At 39.2% G+C, this 19,403-nt stretch carries 1 protein-coding gene and 1 pseudogene; both read right to left on the bottom strand.

Annotated features, from left to right (window positions below):
* Positions 1 to 51: 51 nt before the first annotated feature.
* A complete protein-coding gene (locus tag ACXKY9_RS11805) occupies positions 52 to 14,934 on the bottom strand; it encodes a non-ribosomal peptide synthetase (protein WP_001255746.1) in 14,883 nt (4,960 codons plus the stop codon).
* Positions 14,931 to 18,623 (bottom strand): annotated as a pseudogene (locus tag ACXKY9_RS11800) (amino acid adenylation domain-containing protein); the annotation flags it as partial. The pseudogene ACXKY9_RS11800 and the gene ACXKY9_RS11805, both read right to left, overlap by 4 nt.
* Positions 18,624 to 19,403 lie beyond the last annotated feature (780 nt).

Here is a 19,403-nt window from a genome sequence, read left to right as displayed (position 1 = left end):
GCAGTTATTGGTCTCCCCTTTTCATTCATAGCGTTGCATCTTTTGCACTCTCTACTTTTCAGTTAATGAAAGGGATGTTTCTTTTATCCCTTCAAATTCATTTAATAGGTACTTAACTATCTTTTCAACTGCGGGGAAGTCTACTATTTCCTCATGTGATCCAGGGACTGAATACCTATTTACTCTTCCTTTTAATAAAGGTCCCCAATCTGTAAACAACTCTTTTCCTTCCTCAGCACTAAAGTAGATAACTTCTCCAAAGTATGGTATCAAATCATTCTCTGCCATTAAGTTCAGGCATTTCCTATGAGCATTGATAACTTGCTTCAAATTCATAAGATTTGCATCAGGCGGGAGTACTCCTTCCATAATTAATCGCTCCACAAGCATATCTTGCTTATGAACGAGCCCTTCTTCCTGCTCAGTAAGATCTCTAGGAATGAAATGTTCAGATATATATGAGAGCATATCCTCCCTTGTTTTACGATCTTGCTCTGAAGGTACTTTAGTATCCATTAGTATCAACAACTCAACTTCCTCACCTTGATTCTTTAGCACAGTTGCGATTTCATAAGCAATTGCACCGCCTAAAGACCATCCTCCAAGACGATATGGGCCTTCTGGCTGAACACGTTTGATTTCTTCAATGTAAAGTTGAATTAGTTCCGGCAAGGTCAATTCATCAATTTCTTCCTTTTCTATAAGAGGATTCTGTAAACCATAAAATGAACAATGGTTCTTAAGTAATCTTGCTAGTTGAATGTAACAGAATACATTCCCCATAAACGGATGAACACAGAAGAAAGGGCTTTTTTCTGATTCTTGTAGTGGAACTAGCGCTGCTACTGATTTCGTCATATCATGCTTATCACGAATAAGGCATGCGATTCCTTCCAATGTTGGATTCTTAATCAATGTTGAAACCTTAATCTCTTTTCCAAACTTCTCCCTAATTTTTGAAACTAATTTAATTACAAGGAGAGAGTGTCCTCCTCTATTAAAGAAATCATCATTTACATAGACATCTTCTATCTGTAACACATCCTGCCAGATTTTAATCAACTGATATTCAATTTCATCCCTTGGAATGATTGGTGTAGAGAAGTTATTTTCTCTATGAATAGTTAAATTGTTCAATGCCTTTCGATCAACTTTGCCATTCGTTGTAAGAGGAATCTCGTCTACCTTAATAAAGTGTGCGGGAACCATATAATTTGGTACTTGTGTCTTGAGATACTCACGCCACTCATGCATACTACCATCTCCAACTACATAAGCAACCAATCTCTGCTCTCCTAATTTATCCTCTGTTGCCAAAACTACTGCTTCTTTTACCAATGGATGCCTCTCTATACTCGCTTCAATCTCTTCAAGTTCAATACGAAAGCCCCTAATTTTCACTTGATTATCAATTCTTCTCAAGTAATCTAAATTACCATCAGGTAAATAACGAACCAAATCTCCCGTACGATATAAACGCTCTTCTTCATTAAATGGATGACAGATGAATCGCTCTGCTGTTAATTCTGGGCGATTCAAGTATTCTCTCGCTATACCTGCACCCCCAATATATAGCTCACCTGTTACACCAACTGGAACAGGTAACAAATTTTTATCCAATACATAAGTTTGAACGTTCGGCAATGGACGTCCAATTGTTACTCTCTTACTATCTTTTTTGATATGATAGCATGTTGCATCAACCGTACATTCTGTAGGACCGTATACGTTATAAAAATCAATCTTTTCAGTCTCTACTAGCTGTTCCCATAATGACGGCATGATTGCTTCACCACCGACCAATATCTTGCTTGGTACATGAACATCAGCACTTATTTCTAGCAATCCTCCATCTATTAGTAATTGAAGTAATGAAGGTGTCATATCAAACATTTCCAATTTATTCTCCCTAATATAGGACACAAATTGTTCTGGGTTAGTGCGAACTTCACTTGGAATAATATATAAACTTGAACCATAAAGCAGCATTTGTAATTGCTGAATAGATACATCAAAGGCAATTGATGCATTCAAACCGACGCGCATATTACTAGGTATCTCATGTGAGAAAACTTCTTTTTGTAAACCATATGATAGGTTTATTACAGAATGGTGCTGTACTAAAGCTCCCTTTGGATTCCCTGTCGAACCAGAAGTGTAGATAACATACGCTAAGTTTTCCCCTGTTACCTCACATATTGGTGAAAGTTTGCTTTCTTGAGAAAGCATTGCTTGGTCCCTATCTAGGCAAACTGTCTTAATGTCTTTAGGAATCCAGCCTAGTAATACTTCATTTGTAACTAACACTTTAATTCCTGTGTCTTCTAAAATATATTGTAGGCGGCTTTCCGGATTCGATGGATCTAATGGAACATAGGCTGCTCCAGCCTTCCAAATTCCCATGAGACCAACAACCATCTCAACTGAACGCTCAAAGCAAAGGCCAACTAATGACTCTGTCCCAATTCCACATTTCTGTAAATGATGGGCTAATTGATTAGCTCTTTCATTCAGCTCTCGATATGTTAGTTGCTGTTTTTCATCTACCACTGCCAACGCGTCAGGCGTACGATTTACTTGCTCTTCGAATAGTTGATGAATTGCATTCTCACGTGGATAGGATATAGTATTATTATTCCATTCTTCCAATAGCTTTCTTTGTTCAGCTTCCGTAATATATACTAGCTCCGATAGATTTTGATCAATGTTTTTGAGCATTTGCATTAACACTTTGTGTAAATGACCCAGCATTCGTTCAATGGTTACTCTATTAAACTTACTACGGTCATACATTAACTTTAACGATAACTGGATTCCTGGAACTACAGCTAACCCTAATGGGTAGTGGGTTTGTTCTACCCCTTCCAATTCACCAATTTCCAGATTTTCTGAAGACTCCTCTTTCACTGGATAATTTTCAAACACATATAAACTATTGAACAGCGGTATTCCTCTAGGAACTTCACTCCACCCCTGAATCTCTGTCAAAGAAGCATACTCATATTGTCTTCTTTCTATCTCTCCCTCTTGTATCTTCTGCAACCAATCTATTAATTTTATATCATCCATCAATTGAATTCGCGTCGGTGACGTTGTAATGAAAGGACCTACGATGTTTTCAACATCAATAATCTCCGTAGAACGTCCTGAGCTTGTTACACCAAAAACAATGTCATTTTCTCCACTATATCGGCTCATGAGATATGCCCATGCACCTTGAATTACTGTACTCAAAGTAAGTTTATTGCGTTTCGCCCATCCTTGTAACGCTTGAGTCTGCTCTTCTGATAAATACGTAACCTTCTCTGTGTAACCTTTTTCTTCCTCTTTACTTTCTAAGCCCAGCAAAGTTGGCGCAGTAAAACCTTTTAGCTTCTCTCTCCAGAATTGTTCCGCCTGCTCCTTATCTTGCTCTCTTAACCATTGGATATATTTCTTATATGGTGAGGACTTAGGTAACTTCACAGCTTCTCCATTCATTCTCTTCTGATAGACTGTAAGTAATTCATTAAATACTAATGGTAAACTCCATCCATCCAGTAAAATATGGTGATGGGTCCAAACAATCCGATATTCTTCCTCACCTTCTTGAATGACTGTTACCCGCATCAATGGTGCTTCATCAAATTGGAAGGCTTGTTTTCGATCTAATGCCAAAAAGACTTTTCTTTTTTCCTCTATCTCTTCACTTGTCATTGTACGCCAGTCTTCTTTATTCACTTTAAATGGGATATTTTCATACACCACTTGTACAGGTTCTTCAATTTCGTCCCATACAAATCCTGTACGAAAAATTTCATGCCGCTGAATTACAGATTTCCACGCCTGCTCAAATGTAGGAATATTCATTTTTCCTCGAATCATAAAACTCAATTGCACTATATACGGTGCAACATGTTCATCCCCTTGGTCATGCAATGTGTGGAAAATCATACCTTCTTGCAAAGGTGATAGTGGATATAAATCAGTAATCTGATTGTTCTTTCCGCGATGCATTTTGTTTAGTACATTTGTCAAACCTTCTTGGCTAAGATTAGCCATTGCAAAATCCGAAATGGTCAGTGCAGATTCTCTATCTGAAAATTGAATCAATGTACTCAGTTGATATAGCATATTCTGTGCAATACTTTGAATCGTTGATTTGGAAAATTGTCCAACATTGTATACCCAAGTGAACTGAAGTTTTCCATCCGTTACAACCCCAATTACATCAATTACATGCGATCGCTTGGAACCGGCAGCATGATCTAAACGCTTAAATTCGTTCTCCGGAATAAACATTGCATCGCTAGAAAACATTTGGTCAAATTGTCCAAGATAGTTAAAACTAATAGACGGTGTATATTGGGAGCTTAATTGCTCACACATTGTTGCGTTCATGTAACGCAACACCCCATAATCAACACCCTTATTAGGAATTTTGCGAACTTGTTCTTTAACTGCTTTTAATGCTTCAATTGGCGTATTAGCACTAGTAATATTTAAATGAACTGGGTAAATACTTGTAAACCATCCCACAGTTCTCGATAAATCAACATCTTCAATAATCTCTTCTCGACCATGTCCCTCTAAATCTACGCTCAATATCGGCTGCCCCGTACATGCTGCCGTAGCTTGTACTAATGCTGCTAATAATACTTCATTGATTTGGACACGGTGAGTGCTTAAAGTCTCTTGCAATAACATACGGGTCTCATTCTCATTTAACACCACAGTAATTTCCTCAGTTACTGCGCTTACTGGATTACTTATAGTACCATCTACCGGCAATTTAACTACGTCTTGTTCAGCCTGCTCCTCCCAGTAATGTAGCACTTCTTTTGATAGGCCAGTTTCAGCGTAATGATGTAATTTCTCCGACCATTCTTTAAAAGATGTACTCTTCATAGGTAATTGAATTTTCTGCCCTTGGACTACTTGCGTATATGCTGTTTGCAAATCTTCCAATAAAATTCGCCAAGAAACACCATCCACGGCTAAATGATGAATTGTCCAAAATAATCGGCCAGCGTGCTCACCTTCATCAAAATACACCATTCTCATTAGCGGACCATCATGTAAATTCAAACTTTCTTGTGCAATATTAATCTCTTTTTGAATAACCTGATGCCAATTAGCTTCCGGCACTTCGTCTAATGAAATGACAGTAAGCATCAATTGTTCTTCTATTCCTTCATTCCACTGTTTCCAAACCCCATTAGGTAAACGTTCATATCTTAAACGCAGAGCATCATGATGAAGTAGAAGGTTACCTGCCGCCTTTTCCAGTGATCCTATGTCCAATTTCTCTTTCGTTCTAAAGAACATGGATTGATTCCAATGATGTGGGTTAGGATGATTTTGTGCAAAAAACCTTTGCTGAATAGGTGTAAGTATCGTCTCTCCAGTTATAATTCCCTGTTCAGCTTGTACACCTTGTTCTTCTTTGACTACTTGCGCCAACTCAGCAATTGTTTGGTGTTCAAATATTTGTTTTGGTGTCAATTGTAAACCAACTTGCTTCGCGCGCGAGACAATCTGAATGCTAAGAATTGAATCTCCACCAATTTCAAAGAAGTTATCATTCATACCAATACGTTTTGAACCTAGCACACGTTCCCAAATGATAGAAAGCTTATGTTCACGTTCATTTCTTGGGGCCACGTATCCTTCTTGTGTTCCTTGATAATCTGGTATAGGTAACGATTTCCGATCAATCTTTCCATTTATGGTTAGCGGTAATTCTTTCATTTCGACAAAGTAGGAAGGTATCATATGGATTGGCAGTTTTGTTTTAAGATACTCTCGCCATTCTTCTAAACTGCCTTCGCCCACTACATAAGCTACCAGCCTCTTATCTCCCGACTGATTTTCCCTAACCATTACAACTGCCTCTTTTACTAAGTCATGCTCTTGTAAAGTCGACTCAATCTCTCCAAGTTCAATTCGAAATCCTCTAATCTTCACTTGATTATCCATTCTTCCTAAGTAGTCTATATTACCATCAGGAAGATATCTCACAAGATCACCTGTTCTATATAACCTCTCGCCTTCTTTGAATGGATGAGAAATAAATCGTTCGGATGTTAACTCTGGACGATTCAAGTACCCCCTTGCTAGACCTGCTCCTCCGATATAAAGTTCCCCCATTACACCAACTGGAACTGGCAACCTATTTCTATCTAATACATAAGTTTGGATGTTAGGCAATGGACGTCCAATTGTTACTCTCTTACTATCTTTCTTGATATGATAGCATGTTGCATCAACCGTACATTCTGTAGGACCATATACATTATAAAACTGGATTTTATCAGTCTCTACTAGCTGTTCCCATAATGACGGCATAATTGCTTCACCACCAACCAGTACCTTACTTGGAACATGAACGCCATCGCACGTTTCTAACAATCCGACATCTATAAGTAATTGAAGCAATGAAGGTGTTATATCAAAGATTTCTAACTTGTTCTCCCTAATATAAGCTACAAACTGCTCCGGATCACTTCGTACTTCGCTTGGAATAATATACAAACTTGAACCATAAAGCAGCATTTGTAATTGCTGAATAGATGCATCAAAGGCAATTGACGCATTTAAACCGACATGCATGTTAGATGGTATCTCATCTTCGAAAACCTCTTTTTGTAAACCATGCGACAAGTTTATTACAGAATGATGCTGTATCAAGACACCCTTTGGGTTCCCTGTCGATCCCGAAGTATAGATAACATACGCTAGGTTTTCTCCTGTTACTTCACATTTTGGTGAAAGAATGCTTTCTTGCGAAATCATTGTTTGATCCCTATCTAGACAAACTATCTTGATTTCTTTAGGTATCCAATCTTTCAATGACTCGTTCGTAACTAATACTTGAATTCCAGTGTCCTCCAAAATATATCGTAGGCGACTTTCTGGATATGATGGGTCTAATGGAACATAGGCTGCTCCAGCCTTCCAAATCCCCATAATACTAACAACCATCTCAATTGAACGCTCAAAGCAAAGTCCAACCAATGATTCATTCCCAATTCCGCATTGCTGAAGATAGTGGGCCAATTGATTAGCTTTTTCATTCAGCTCTCGATACGTTAACTGCTGTTTTTCATCTACCACTGCTACCGCATCAGGTGTACGATTTACTTGCTCTTCAAACAGCTGATGAATTGTACTTTCCTGTGGATATGCTACAGCACCATTATTCCACTCTTCCAACTGTTTTTGCTGTAATCCTGATAATATAGGCAACTTAGCTAATGATTTATCAGGATTCTCCACGATTACATTCAACCAGTTCCCAAAATGTTCAGCCATGGATTCAATAGTTAAGCTGTCAAATAAATCAGTTCTATAAACAAAAGTAAGTAATAAACCCTCTTCCACTTCTGCAGCAGTTAAACTTAAATCAAACTTAGCGATCGGAGCATTACTTTCCATTACTTCTATATTTCTTCCATGTAATTCTGGTAGCTTCTGTCCCGTATTTTGCAAAGTAAACATGGTTTGAAAAATCGGAGAATGGCTTGTATTTCGTTCAGGTTGGATAACCTCTACAATTTTCTCAAACGGAACATCTTGATACTCATACGCCTTCAATGCTTTTATCCGTACTTGAGATAACAACTCTTGAAATGCCGGTGCATTACTTAAATCAGCTCGATAAACCAAAGTGTTGACAAAGAAACCAATCAGCCCCTCAATTTCTCGATAATTTCGATTTGCAATTGGGCTACCAACAATAATATCCGTTTGTCCCGTATAACGAGCAAGGAAACTTTGATACGATGCCAATAAGGTCATGAAAAGTGTGGCCCCTTCTTGACGACTTAGTTCGTTTAATTTATCCAGTAATGAGCGTGACAACAAAACATTATGAGTTAATCCATGATGGGTTTGCACTGGCGGACGCGGACGATCCATTGGCAACATTAAGACTGGTAACTCACCAGATAATTCTTCCTTCCAATATGCAAGCTGTTGATATAGTACTTCATCTTTCAACCAGTCTCTTTGCCACTGAGCAAAATCGGCATATTGAACTGGTAGTGGTTCCAGCTCTGCTTGTTTTTCACCAATCGCATTCTCATAAAATGCCATCCATTCTTGAAGCAAGATTTCCATCGACCACCCATCCGAGATAATATGATGCATATTACACAGAAGAACCCATTCTTCTTCTGAAATTCTTATGAGTTTCCCACGGAATAATGGCCCTTGTTCTAAATCAAATGGAGATTCGACTTCAGTTTGAATCCATTGCTCCAGCTTTCTTTCTCGCTCCTCTAATGAAAGCTTAGTTAAGTCCATTTGCAGAAGCGGACGGAAAACGTACGGTTGAATCTGCTGCACAGGATGGCCATCCTCTTCATAAAATACAGTCCGCAAAGATTCATGACGCTCTATCAACTGATTCCATCCCAATTCCAATGCTTCAGGTAACCAATTCCCTGTAAGGCGGCATGCCATTGGCATATTATAAAGGGCACTATTAGGTGCAAATTGATCAATAAACCATAAGCGCTGTTGGGCATAAGATAGTGGAATATTATTTCCACGTTCCATCGGCACCAATGGTGGAATTTCTCGTTTTTCATTCCCCTTACGTAACTGATCCATTCGTTTCGCTAATGCCTCGATCGTTGAATATTCGAACAGTTCACGTACTGGCAATTTGATTTGAAAGACTTCCTGTAAGCGCGAGACCACTTGTGTAGCAAGTAGAGAGTGACCACCAAGCTCAAAGAAAGAATCCTGAACACCAATGTCTCCTATTCCTAGCACTTGACTCCACACTGAAGCGATAAGTTCTTCCAGCGGAGTTCTTGGGTATACAGTATTTTCAGCGGATTGTTCACTAAGTATAGGCAATGCCTTCAAATCAAGTTTTCCATTCGGTGTAAGTGGTAAAAATTCCATCTCAATAAAGTTTGTTGGAACCATGTAATTTGGTAAATGTGTTTGTAGATGTTCTCGCCATTCATGGACACTTCCTTCACCAACTACATAAGCTACTAATCTCTTATCACCTTGATTATCCTCTCGTACCAATACAACTGCTTCTTTCACAGAAGAATGTGCCTGCAAAACAGCTTCTATTTCTCCCAATTCAATCCGGAAACCACGAATTTTTACTTGGTCATCTATACGTCCATGGAACTGGAGATTACCATCAGAAAGATAACTTGCTTTGTCTCCTGTATAATAGAGACGTTCTCCTGACTTGAAAGGATGTGGAATAAATTTTTCCTTTGTAAGATCCGGACGATTAGCATATCCACGTGCAAGACTCTTCCCTCCAATATAGAGATCTCCAATTACGCCAATTGGTACTAGCTGAAGATGAGAATCTAACACATAAACTTCTGTATTTGCAATCGGTCGACCAATCGATGGCGTACCTGTTGTCACTCCTACAGGTACATAACAATCTGTGGTAACAACGGTATTTTCCGATGGACCATACTGATTAATTACCGCAAAAGGAATATCGTTAGATGGGTACTGCGTTAATTGATCCCCACCAGTAATGATAAAACGAAGATCCGTTTTATCTGGCCAAGATAATTTCAAGAGCCTTTCCAGAATAGGCGTAGGTGCAAAGCTAGCTGTTATTCGTGAATCAATGAGCCAGTCCCTTAGTGCTTCTGGATTAATTCTCAGTTCCTCTGTTGACAAGTAGAGTGCTGCGCCAGCAGTTAGATACGGCCAAATCTCCTGCACAGCCGAATCAAAAGCAACCCCTGCAATCTGAGTCGCACGATCCTCTGCTGAAATATGATAAACTTCCTGATGCCAAGAAACCATATTCATTAATGAGCGATATTCAACCATGACACCCTTCGGTTTTCCTGTAGAACCAGAGGTATAAACAATATAGGCTAAGTTCTCTGGATTTATTTGACGTGTAGGTGCGATTACGCTTTCCACCGTTAATTCTTCTAACCTCACCATTTCGACGTGTGCGAAATGGCCTTCTTGTCCTTCCGCCGTCACTACAAATTGAATCCCTGCATCTTCAATCATGTATTCTAACCTTGATTTTGGATACAACGGATCTAAAACGACATAAGCTCCACCAGCTTTTAAAATGCCTAGTAAACTTACCATTAGCTCAGCTGACCTCGGAAGATAAACCCCTACCACTGACTCTGGGGCTACTCCCTTTCGCTGTAAAACATTTGCCAACTGATTTGCTTGTGTATCCAGTTCACCATAAGTCCACTGTTTTGTTTGATCAACTATCGCAATCGCATCAGGACGCCTTGCTACTTGCTCCTCAAATTTGTCGCAAATAAGACCCTGATGAGACATTTCTATTACAGTGTCATTCCATGTTTCTAATAACAAAGTACGCTCGGGTTCTGATAGCATGCTCAGATCATGCAACGGATTTTGTGGGCGATGAGAAACTTCATGTAGCCATTTCTCAAAGTGTCCTGCCATCCGTTCAATAGTAGTAGCATTGAATAAATCCTTATTGTACTCAAAAGTAAAAAGTAATCCCTCTTCCGTCTCAACTGCCATTACACTTAAATCAAACTTTGCAATTGGACTATGGCTTTCTATCATTTCAATACTTCTACTAGATAACACCGGTAACCCTTGTTTCATATTTTGCAAGATGAACATAGTCTGGAAAATTGGCGAATGACTTGTACTTCGCTCCGGTTGCACAACTTCTACAATTTTTTCAAATGGAATATCTTGATATTCATACGCCTTCAATGCCTTTTGACGAACCTGATACAGTACATCTTGAAATGTCGGTCTACCACTCAAATTAGCTCGATAAACCAGCGTGTTAACGAAGAAACCAATTAGTCCTTCAATTTCTCTATAATTCCGATTCGCAATTGGGCTTCCGACCAGAATATCTTCTTGTCCCGTATAACGAGATAGAAAGCTTTGATATGCAGCTAAAAGCGTCATGAAGAGCGTAGCCCCTTCTTTTCGACTAAGTTCATTCAATTTATCATGTAGCGTGCTTGGCAGAACCATAGTGTATGTCGACCCGTGATGAGTTTGTATTGCGGGACGCGGGCGATCCACAGGAAGTTGGAGTACAGGAAGCTCCCCAGACAATTCTTCCCTCCAATATTGGAGTTGTTGATCAAGCACCTCCTCCTTTAACCATCCTTTTTGCCACTGAGCAAAGTCGGCATATTGAACCGGTAATGGTTCAAGTTCCGCTACCTTTCCATCCGTTGCTTTCTCATAAAATGCCATCCATTCTTCAAGTAGGATTCCCATTGACCATCCATCTGAAATGATATGATGTAGAGTACAAAGGAGTATCCATTCTTCCTCTCCCACGTGCAAAATACTTGTCCTGATTAATGGACCCTCTGTTAAATCAAATGGTACTTCTGTTTCTTGTTGAATTAAACGTTTAACTTCTTCTTCTTGATCTTCAGAAGAAAGCATAGTTAAATCCGTTTTCGGAATTGATTGAAAAGCATACGGTTCAATTTGCTGTACGGGTTGACTATTCACCTCTTGAAAGACCGTCCGCAGTGATTCATGACGTTCTATTAGTTGATTCCATCCCGTTTCCAATGCTTCAAGTAGCCAATTCCCTGTAAGACGGCATACCATTGGCATATTGTAAAGGGCACTATTAGGTGTAAATTGATCAATAAACCATAAACGTTGTTGGGCATAAGATAGTGGAATAGCATCTCCTCGTTTCATTGGTATTAGTGGCGGAATCTCTCGTTTTTTATCTCCTTTACGTAACTGTTCTAATCGCTTTGCCAGTGACTCCACCGTTGTATATTCAAATAGTTCACGTACTGGTAATTCGATTTGAAAAATTCTCTGTAAACGTGACACTACTTGAGTAGCTAGTAGTGAATGACCACCGATTTCAAAAAAGGAATCCTGAACACTAATATTTTTTATTCCTAACACTTGGCTCCAAACGGAAACGATGAGCTCCTCCACTGGTGTTCGTGATGAAGTAATATCTTCACTTATGAACTGTTCTTCTAATTCCAATAATGCTTTCCGATTCACTTTACCATTTGGAGTGAGTGGCATACCTTCAATTTGGAAAAAGTATGCCGGAACCATATAATGTGGTAATTGCTTCTTGAGATATTCACGCCATTCTCCAGCATCCCCTTCACCCACTACATAAGCTACTAACTGCTTATCTCCTGGTCGTTCTTCCTTTACCAACACGACTGCCTCTTTTACAGATGCGTGATCATGTAAAGCTGCTTCAATTTCTCCCAATTCAATTCGGAATCCTCTAATTTTAACTTGGTTATCTATTCTTCCAATATATTCTAAGTTACGATCATTCATATATCTCACCAAGTCACCCGTTCGATATAATCGTTCCCCGTCCTTAAAAGGATGCGGAATAAAACGTTCAGCAGTTAAATCCGGTCGATTGAAGTAGCCACGTGCCAATCCTACTCCTCCAAGGTAAAGTTCCCCTGCCACACCAATCGGGACCACTTGTTGATATTGATCTAACACATACAACTCTGTATTATCAATCGGACGACCAATCGGAATAAGCATTGCTTCTTTTTCTAAATCACAATCGTAATAAGTCACATCCACAGTCGCTTCAGTAGGACCATACAAGTTAATTAACTTTGTTTGCTGAACATTGTAAAAGATCCCCTTAAACCGGCGAACCTGCTCAGTGTTTAACGCTTCTCCACTAGTAAAAACTTGAATTAAAGACGATACATCCCTTTTCGAATTATATAGTTCCATATAATCTAAGAAAGTAGATAACATCGACGGAACAAAGTGCATGGTGGACACGCGATATCGTTCAATATACTCCTCAATCACCGCAGGATCTTTCTCTCCTCCTGGTGGAAGTAAACAAACACGTGCTCCTACAAATGACCACCAAAATAATTCCCATACAGAAACATCAAATGAAAACGGTGTCTTTTGTAGGATTGTATCCTCCTCGGACAATGGGTATTTTCTCTGCATCCACTGTAGGCGGTTGATAACGGAATGATGTTCAATCATTACCCCCTTTGGATTTCCCGTCGAACCCGAAGTGTATATAATATAGGCTAAGTTATTTGCTGTTACTCCACTTACCGGAGCTAAATTACTCTCTTTAGAAATCATCACTTGATCCCGGTCTAAACAAATTGCTTGAATATCTTTAGGTAACCAGTCCTGTAGTGCCTCTTTTGTTAACAGCGCTTGAATTTGTGAATTCTCCAAAATATATCTCAGGCGGTTTTCAGGATAACTTGGGTCCAGTGGGACATAAGCCCCACCTGCCTTCAAAATCCCAAAGAGACCGATAATCATATCAGGAGAACGTTCAATACATATACCAACCAATGATTCAGGTCCGATACCTCGTTTTTGTAGAAAATGTGCCAATTGATTCGATTTTTCATTTAGTTCTTGATACGTTAGCTTTCCACCCTCATAAACTACCGCCACTGCATCAGGCGTCCGTGCAACTTGCTGCTCAAATAGCTCATGAATCATACAATCATGACCATAAACTACGTCCGTATCATTCCATTCTTCTAGGAGTTGATTTTGCTCAGTATCCGATAGCATTGACAGCTTTGTATATGATTCATCTGGATGATACGTGATTTCATTTAGCCAGTTCTCAAAATGTCCTGCCATACGTGCAATGGTACTACTATCAAATAAATCCGTGTTGTATTCAAATGAGACGAATAGACCTTCTTCCACTTCATAGGCAGTTAAGCTCAAATCAAATTTAGCAATAGACATATTACTTTCTACCATTTCAATACTTCTATCAGGCAAATCTAGTCGTTCTTGTTTTATATTCTGTAGCGTAAACATGGTCTGAAATATAGGGGAATGACTCATGCTTCGTTCAGGTTGCACAGCTTCTACCACTTTTTCAAATGGTATATCTTGATATTCGTAAGCTTTTAACGCCTTTTTCTTTGTTTGGTTCAAAATCTCCCGAAAAGTAGGGGTGCCACTCAAATCTGATCGATAAACCAACGTATTAACAAAGAAACCAATTAATCCTTCTACTCCCTTATGGTTCCGATTTGCAATCGGGCTACCAACTAGAATATCTTTTTGTCCCGTATAACGAGCAAGAAAGCTCTGGTATGCGGCCATTAAAGTCATAAATAAAGTAGATCCTTCTTGTCGACTTATATCCTTCAATTGACTGAGCAATTTATAAGGAAAAATCACATGATGCGCAGCCCCAGAGTAAGTCTGCTTAACCGGTCGAGGTCGATCCACTGGCAGTTGTAAGATAGGAAGCTCACCAGACAATTCTTCCTGCCAATACGTAAGCTGACGATTTAGCACATCACCTTGCAACCACCCCTTTTGCCACTTCGCAAAGTCTGCATATTGAATAGATAATGAACTTAATTTAGCAGGATTTCCGCCCGTTTCTTCTTCATAGAAAGCAAGGAATTCATTCATGAATATACCAATGGACCAAGCATCAGAAATAATATGATGCATCGTACACAGTAATAACCATTCATCCTTCTCTAATTGAACAAGCTGATTACGAATTAAAGGACCATTCATTAAATCAAATGGTTCTTGCGCTTCTCTCGCAATTAAACTATCTACCTCTTTTTCTTTTACTTCTAGAGGAAGTTGAGAGTAATCCCTTACAGGTAATGCTCTAGGAAGGAATTCGACAATTTGTTGCACAGGCTGTTCTCCTATTTCTTTAAAAACAGTTCGTAATGATTCATGACGTTCAATGAGTCGATTGAATCCCTTCTCTAATGCTTCAGGTATCCAATTTCCTTTTAGATGCCATACGGTTGGAATATTATATAAAGAACTGTTTGGGTTAAATCTGTCCATAAACCACAAACGTTGTTGTGCATAAGACAACGGGAGTGCTTCTTTATTCTCCTTTTTTTGCATTTGCTTCTGAAGCCATGCTCTCTTCTCAGGAGAAAGTGAACTCAGCTTTGCAAGTAAATCACTTCTCATTTTTTTACCCCTTCCTCAATCAAATTACTCTCAAATATCCCTTGTGCTTCTTCCTCTGATAACTCTTCTAATTGCTTAAGCAGTTCCAGTAATTCTTCATCATTACTCACTTCTGCTTCTTTTTGAATATAATCTTGAAGGCTTATATTCTCCTTACTATCATTCTGCATTTCTTGATTTTTGTTATCGAGCAATTGATCAATCTGTTCTGCCAATTGCTGCACCGTATGAAACATAAATAAATCATGCAATGATATCTCGATTCCAAAAGCCTCTTTAAGATTGGAAACAGCTTGCGTAGCAAGTAATGAATGTCCACCAATTTCAAAAAACGAATCTTGAATTCCGATGTTTTCCATGCCTAAAACTTCATGCCATATCGAAACAATTGTTTTTTCCGTAGACGTACGAGGAGCAATATAACAACTCGCTATCTCCTGCTTCTCTGGTGCTGGTAAAGCCTTCCTATCAATTTTTCCATTAGGAGTGAGTGGAAATGCATTTAATCCAACAAAATAGGATGGAATCATATAATTTGGTAGTTGGTCCTTGAGATAATCACGCCACTTTTGAGCACCCCCGTCTCCTACAACATAGGCAATCAAACGTGGATCGCCAGGATAATCTTCCCGCACCATCACAATAGCTTCGTTAACTAATGTATGCTTTTGTAATACCGCTTCGATTTCTCCTAGTTCAATCCGGAACCCACGAATTTTCACCTGATGATCAATTCGTCCAACATACTCCAAATTTCCATCCGGCAAATACCTTACTAGATCTCCAGTCCGGTATACTCGCTCGTCTTCTTTAAACGGATGCGGTATAAATCGATTTTTCGTTAAGTCAGGGCGTTTTAAATATCCACGTGCTAACCCTGATCCACCAATGTACAACTCACCAACTACACCAATTGGAACCATTTTTTGTTCAGCACTCAATACATATACTTCTGTATTGAAGATTGGTTTACCAATTGGTGGTACCCTATGCATGACACCCTTTTCTAATTCCATATACGTGGAATACGTAGTATCTTCAGACGGTCCATATAAGTTGAACACCTTCTCAATCGTACTTCTCTCGTATAAATCTTGAACAAGCGGATATGGTAACGGTTCTCCAGCCAAATTCATTACCTTTACTGAAGAAGGAATTGTTTTTGCTCGAACCAGTTCCTTTGCTGCCGATGGCACAGTATTAACCAAAGTCACACCTTTGGTAGACAACTTGTCTAGATGTAGAGCATTTTCAGCGACAATCACCTTACCACCCATCGTTAAGGGAACAAATACTTCAAAAACAGATAAATCAAAAGATAGTGAAGTTGAAGCTAATACTCCCGCTAATTCCTTTCGAGAATACGTATGATGCGCCCAATGAATCATTGTTACTGTATTCCTGTGCTCAATCATTACTCCCTTTGGATTTCCCGTGGAACCTGAAGTATAGATAATATAGGCTAAGTTATCACCCGTCACTTCACTCGTGCATACCGTAGTAACTTCTTGTTCTATTTCTGCTCGATTACGATCAATACAAATGACGTTAACGAATGTAGGTATAACCATTTTTTGTTGTAACTTTTCCTGTGTCACCAGTACCTTTATTTGAGCATCTTCTAAAATGTACTGCAGTCGACTTTCCGGATACGCTGGATCAATTGGGACATATGCTCCTCCCGCCTTCATAATTCCTAAGAGACCGACAATCATCTCGGATGAACGTGTAACGCAAATCCCAACCAATGTTTCGCATGTTACACCATTTTTTTGTAAATAATGTGCCAACTGATTCGAGCGTTCGTCCAACTCTCGATATGTTAGTTCTTCATCTTCGCACACTACTGCAATTGCTTCTGGTGTTTTTTTCACTTGTTCTTCAAACATTGTATGAATCGTACTATCTTCTATATCTATAACGGCTGATTCATTCCATTCCTCTAGTAGTTGCTTATATTCCACTTTCGATAACATATTCAATTCTGATAATAAACATTTTGGATAAGAGGCAATTTGATTTAACCAATGTTCAAAATGATTTACCATACGTTTAATGGTTGTATCATTAAACAAATCAGTATTATATTCAAAGGTTAGTGATAATCCTTCTTCCGTCTCAGAAGCAAATAAACTCAAATCAAATTTGGCAACAGAAACATAGCTTTCCATGAGTTCCATTTGTCTTTCGGATAGCTGAAGAAACTCTTGTTTCGTATTCTGTAAAGTAAACATAGTTTGGAATATTGGTGAATGACTTGTATTCCGTTCAGGTTTTACGGATTCTACCACTTTCTCAAATGGGATGTCCTGATACTCGTATGCTTTTAGTGCTTTTTTTCTTATCTGCGACAATAGTTCTTGGAACGTCGGATTTCCACTGAAATCAGCTCGATAAACTAACGTATTTGCAAAGAATCCTATTAATCCCTCAATCTCTTTCACATTTCGATTAGCGATGGGGCTTCCAACTATAATGTCGTCCTGTCCTGTATAACGAGAAAGGAAGCTTTGATACGCTGCCATCAATGTCATAAATAAAGTGCATCCTTCTTGCAAACTTAAATCTTTGAGCTTTTCCTGTAAGGAATTCGCCACTATTAAGGACTGACTTGCACCACGATGGGTTTGAACTGCAGGTCGAGGACGATCCATCGGTAATTGTAAAACCGGTAGTTCCCCAGATAATTCTTCCTTCCAATATTGAAGATGCTGATTCAAACTCTCCTCTTTTTGCCATTCCTTCTGCCACATGACAAAATCTGCATATTGGATAGATAACTCCTTCAATTCCACTGGTTTTCCGGTTAGTGCTCCTTCATAAAAAGCCATCCATTCTTCAAGTAAGATTCCCATTGACCATCCATCTGAAATAATATGATGCATCGTACAAATGAGAACCCATTCTTCCCTGTCCACTTTCAATATTCGTGTTCGAATCAGAGGACCTTGTCCAAAATGAAATGGTTCCTCCGCCTCGTTTTGAATAAGGCGTTTCATTTCTCTTTCCCTATCTTCCAAAGAAAGATCTGTTAGATTCGTTTGAGGAATATGCCTGAACACATGAGATTGAACCTGTTGAAAAGGTTCACCCTCTTGTTCTAGAATTGTCGTCCTTAATGATTCATGACGCTCCAACAATTGATTCCATCCGACCTCCAATGCTTCAATTGACCATTTACCTGTTAAGCGACACGCTGCATGAATATTGTACATAGCACTATTTGGCATTAATTGATCAATAAACCATAGACGTTTCTGCGCATAGGAAAGTGGGATAACTTCTTCTCGTTTCATAGGTACAAGAGGAGCAACCTCTCGTTTTTTATCTTCTTTTCGTAACTGATCCACTCGTTTCGCCAATGCTTCCACTGTATCGTGCTTGAAAAGTTCACGTAATGGAATTTTAATTTGGAACATTTCTTGCAATCTAGAGACAATTTGAGTAGCAAGTAGTGAGTGCCCACCACGTTCAAAGAAGGAATCCTGAATGCCAATATTTTCTGTTCCTAACACTTGACTCCAAACCGAGGCAATAAGCTCTTCCGATGGCGTCCGAGGTAGCACATTTAAATCTTCAATAGCTTGCTCATCAGGTGCTGGCAAGGCCTTTCGGTCAATTTTCCCATTTGGAGTAAGCGGGAAGTGTTCTAAATCTATAAAGTGCGCTGGAATCATATGATTGTGCGACACGTTCCTAACTGAAAAGGTTAGGCGCTGATTCAATATTCAGCAGAACTATTATTTCGAGAAGTCAAATGATAGGGTAACGCCTTGAAGGGCTTCCTCTGATACTCCGACATGCAGCATACAAAAGATAAGCCTGTAGTTGTGTGAAGCTCGGTGAAGTCGGCTGAGAGCTACCGTTAAAGTATCTCGATACTACGAAAACTGTCCAGCGGTGGATGGTGTAGCCTATAGGCCGGGAGTCTAAAAAGCACTCATGGGTAGAATGGATTCAACAAAACCAACGGGTAGGCAGAATCTGACGAATCTTCGAATGTACGGGTCTAGAACGATGACACATAGAAATGTGTGTGCCACGAGCGTGGTGCTGATGTGGATGAGTAAAAATAGTTGTTATGAAAGTCCATATGTCGTTATAGGCGACATCAAGTCAGTAGGCTTAAAGGAGAACCCTAAAAGTGTTATGCATAGATAGAAATAATGGAACGTGGAAAGCCACCAACATGGAGAACTTATCTTCGAGGAAGTGTTTGAAGGGAAGGTGTTTGTGAGATTAGCAAACGTATAACCTTCATTTATGGTGGTGAGAGTGATGGCATAGTACCGGTGAAGCAATGGAAACATTGCAGAGGGATAGCCATTAGTCTGATGAAAGATTGACCAACCGTTTCAACAAGCTACGCAGTCGAATTATAAGGTTCTTGTGAGACTAAAAAAGGTAAACTCTGAAAGGAGATCCGACTTATAAAGAAAACTGAAAAGCTTAGACACGCTGAATATTAT

The organism is Bacillus sp. 2175 (assembly GCF_057812155.1).
This window is presented reverse-complemented; position numbering and strand designations above follow the sequence as displayed.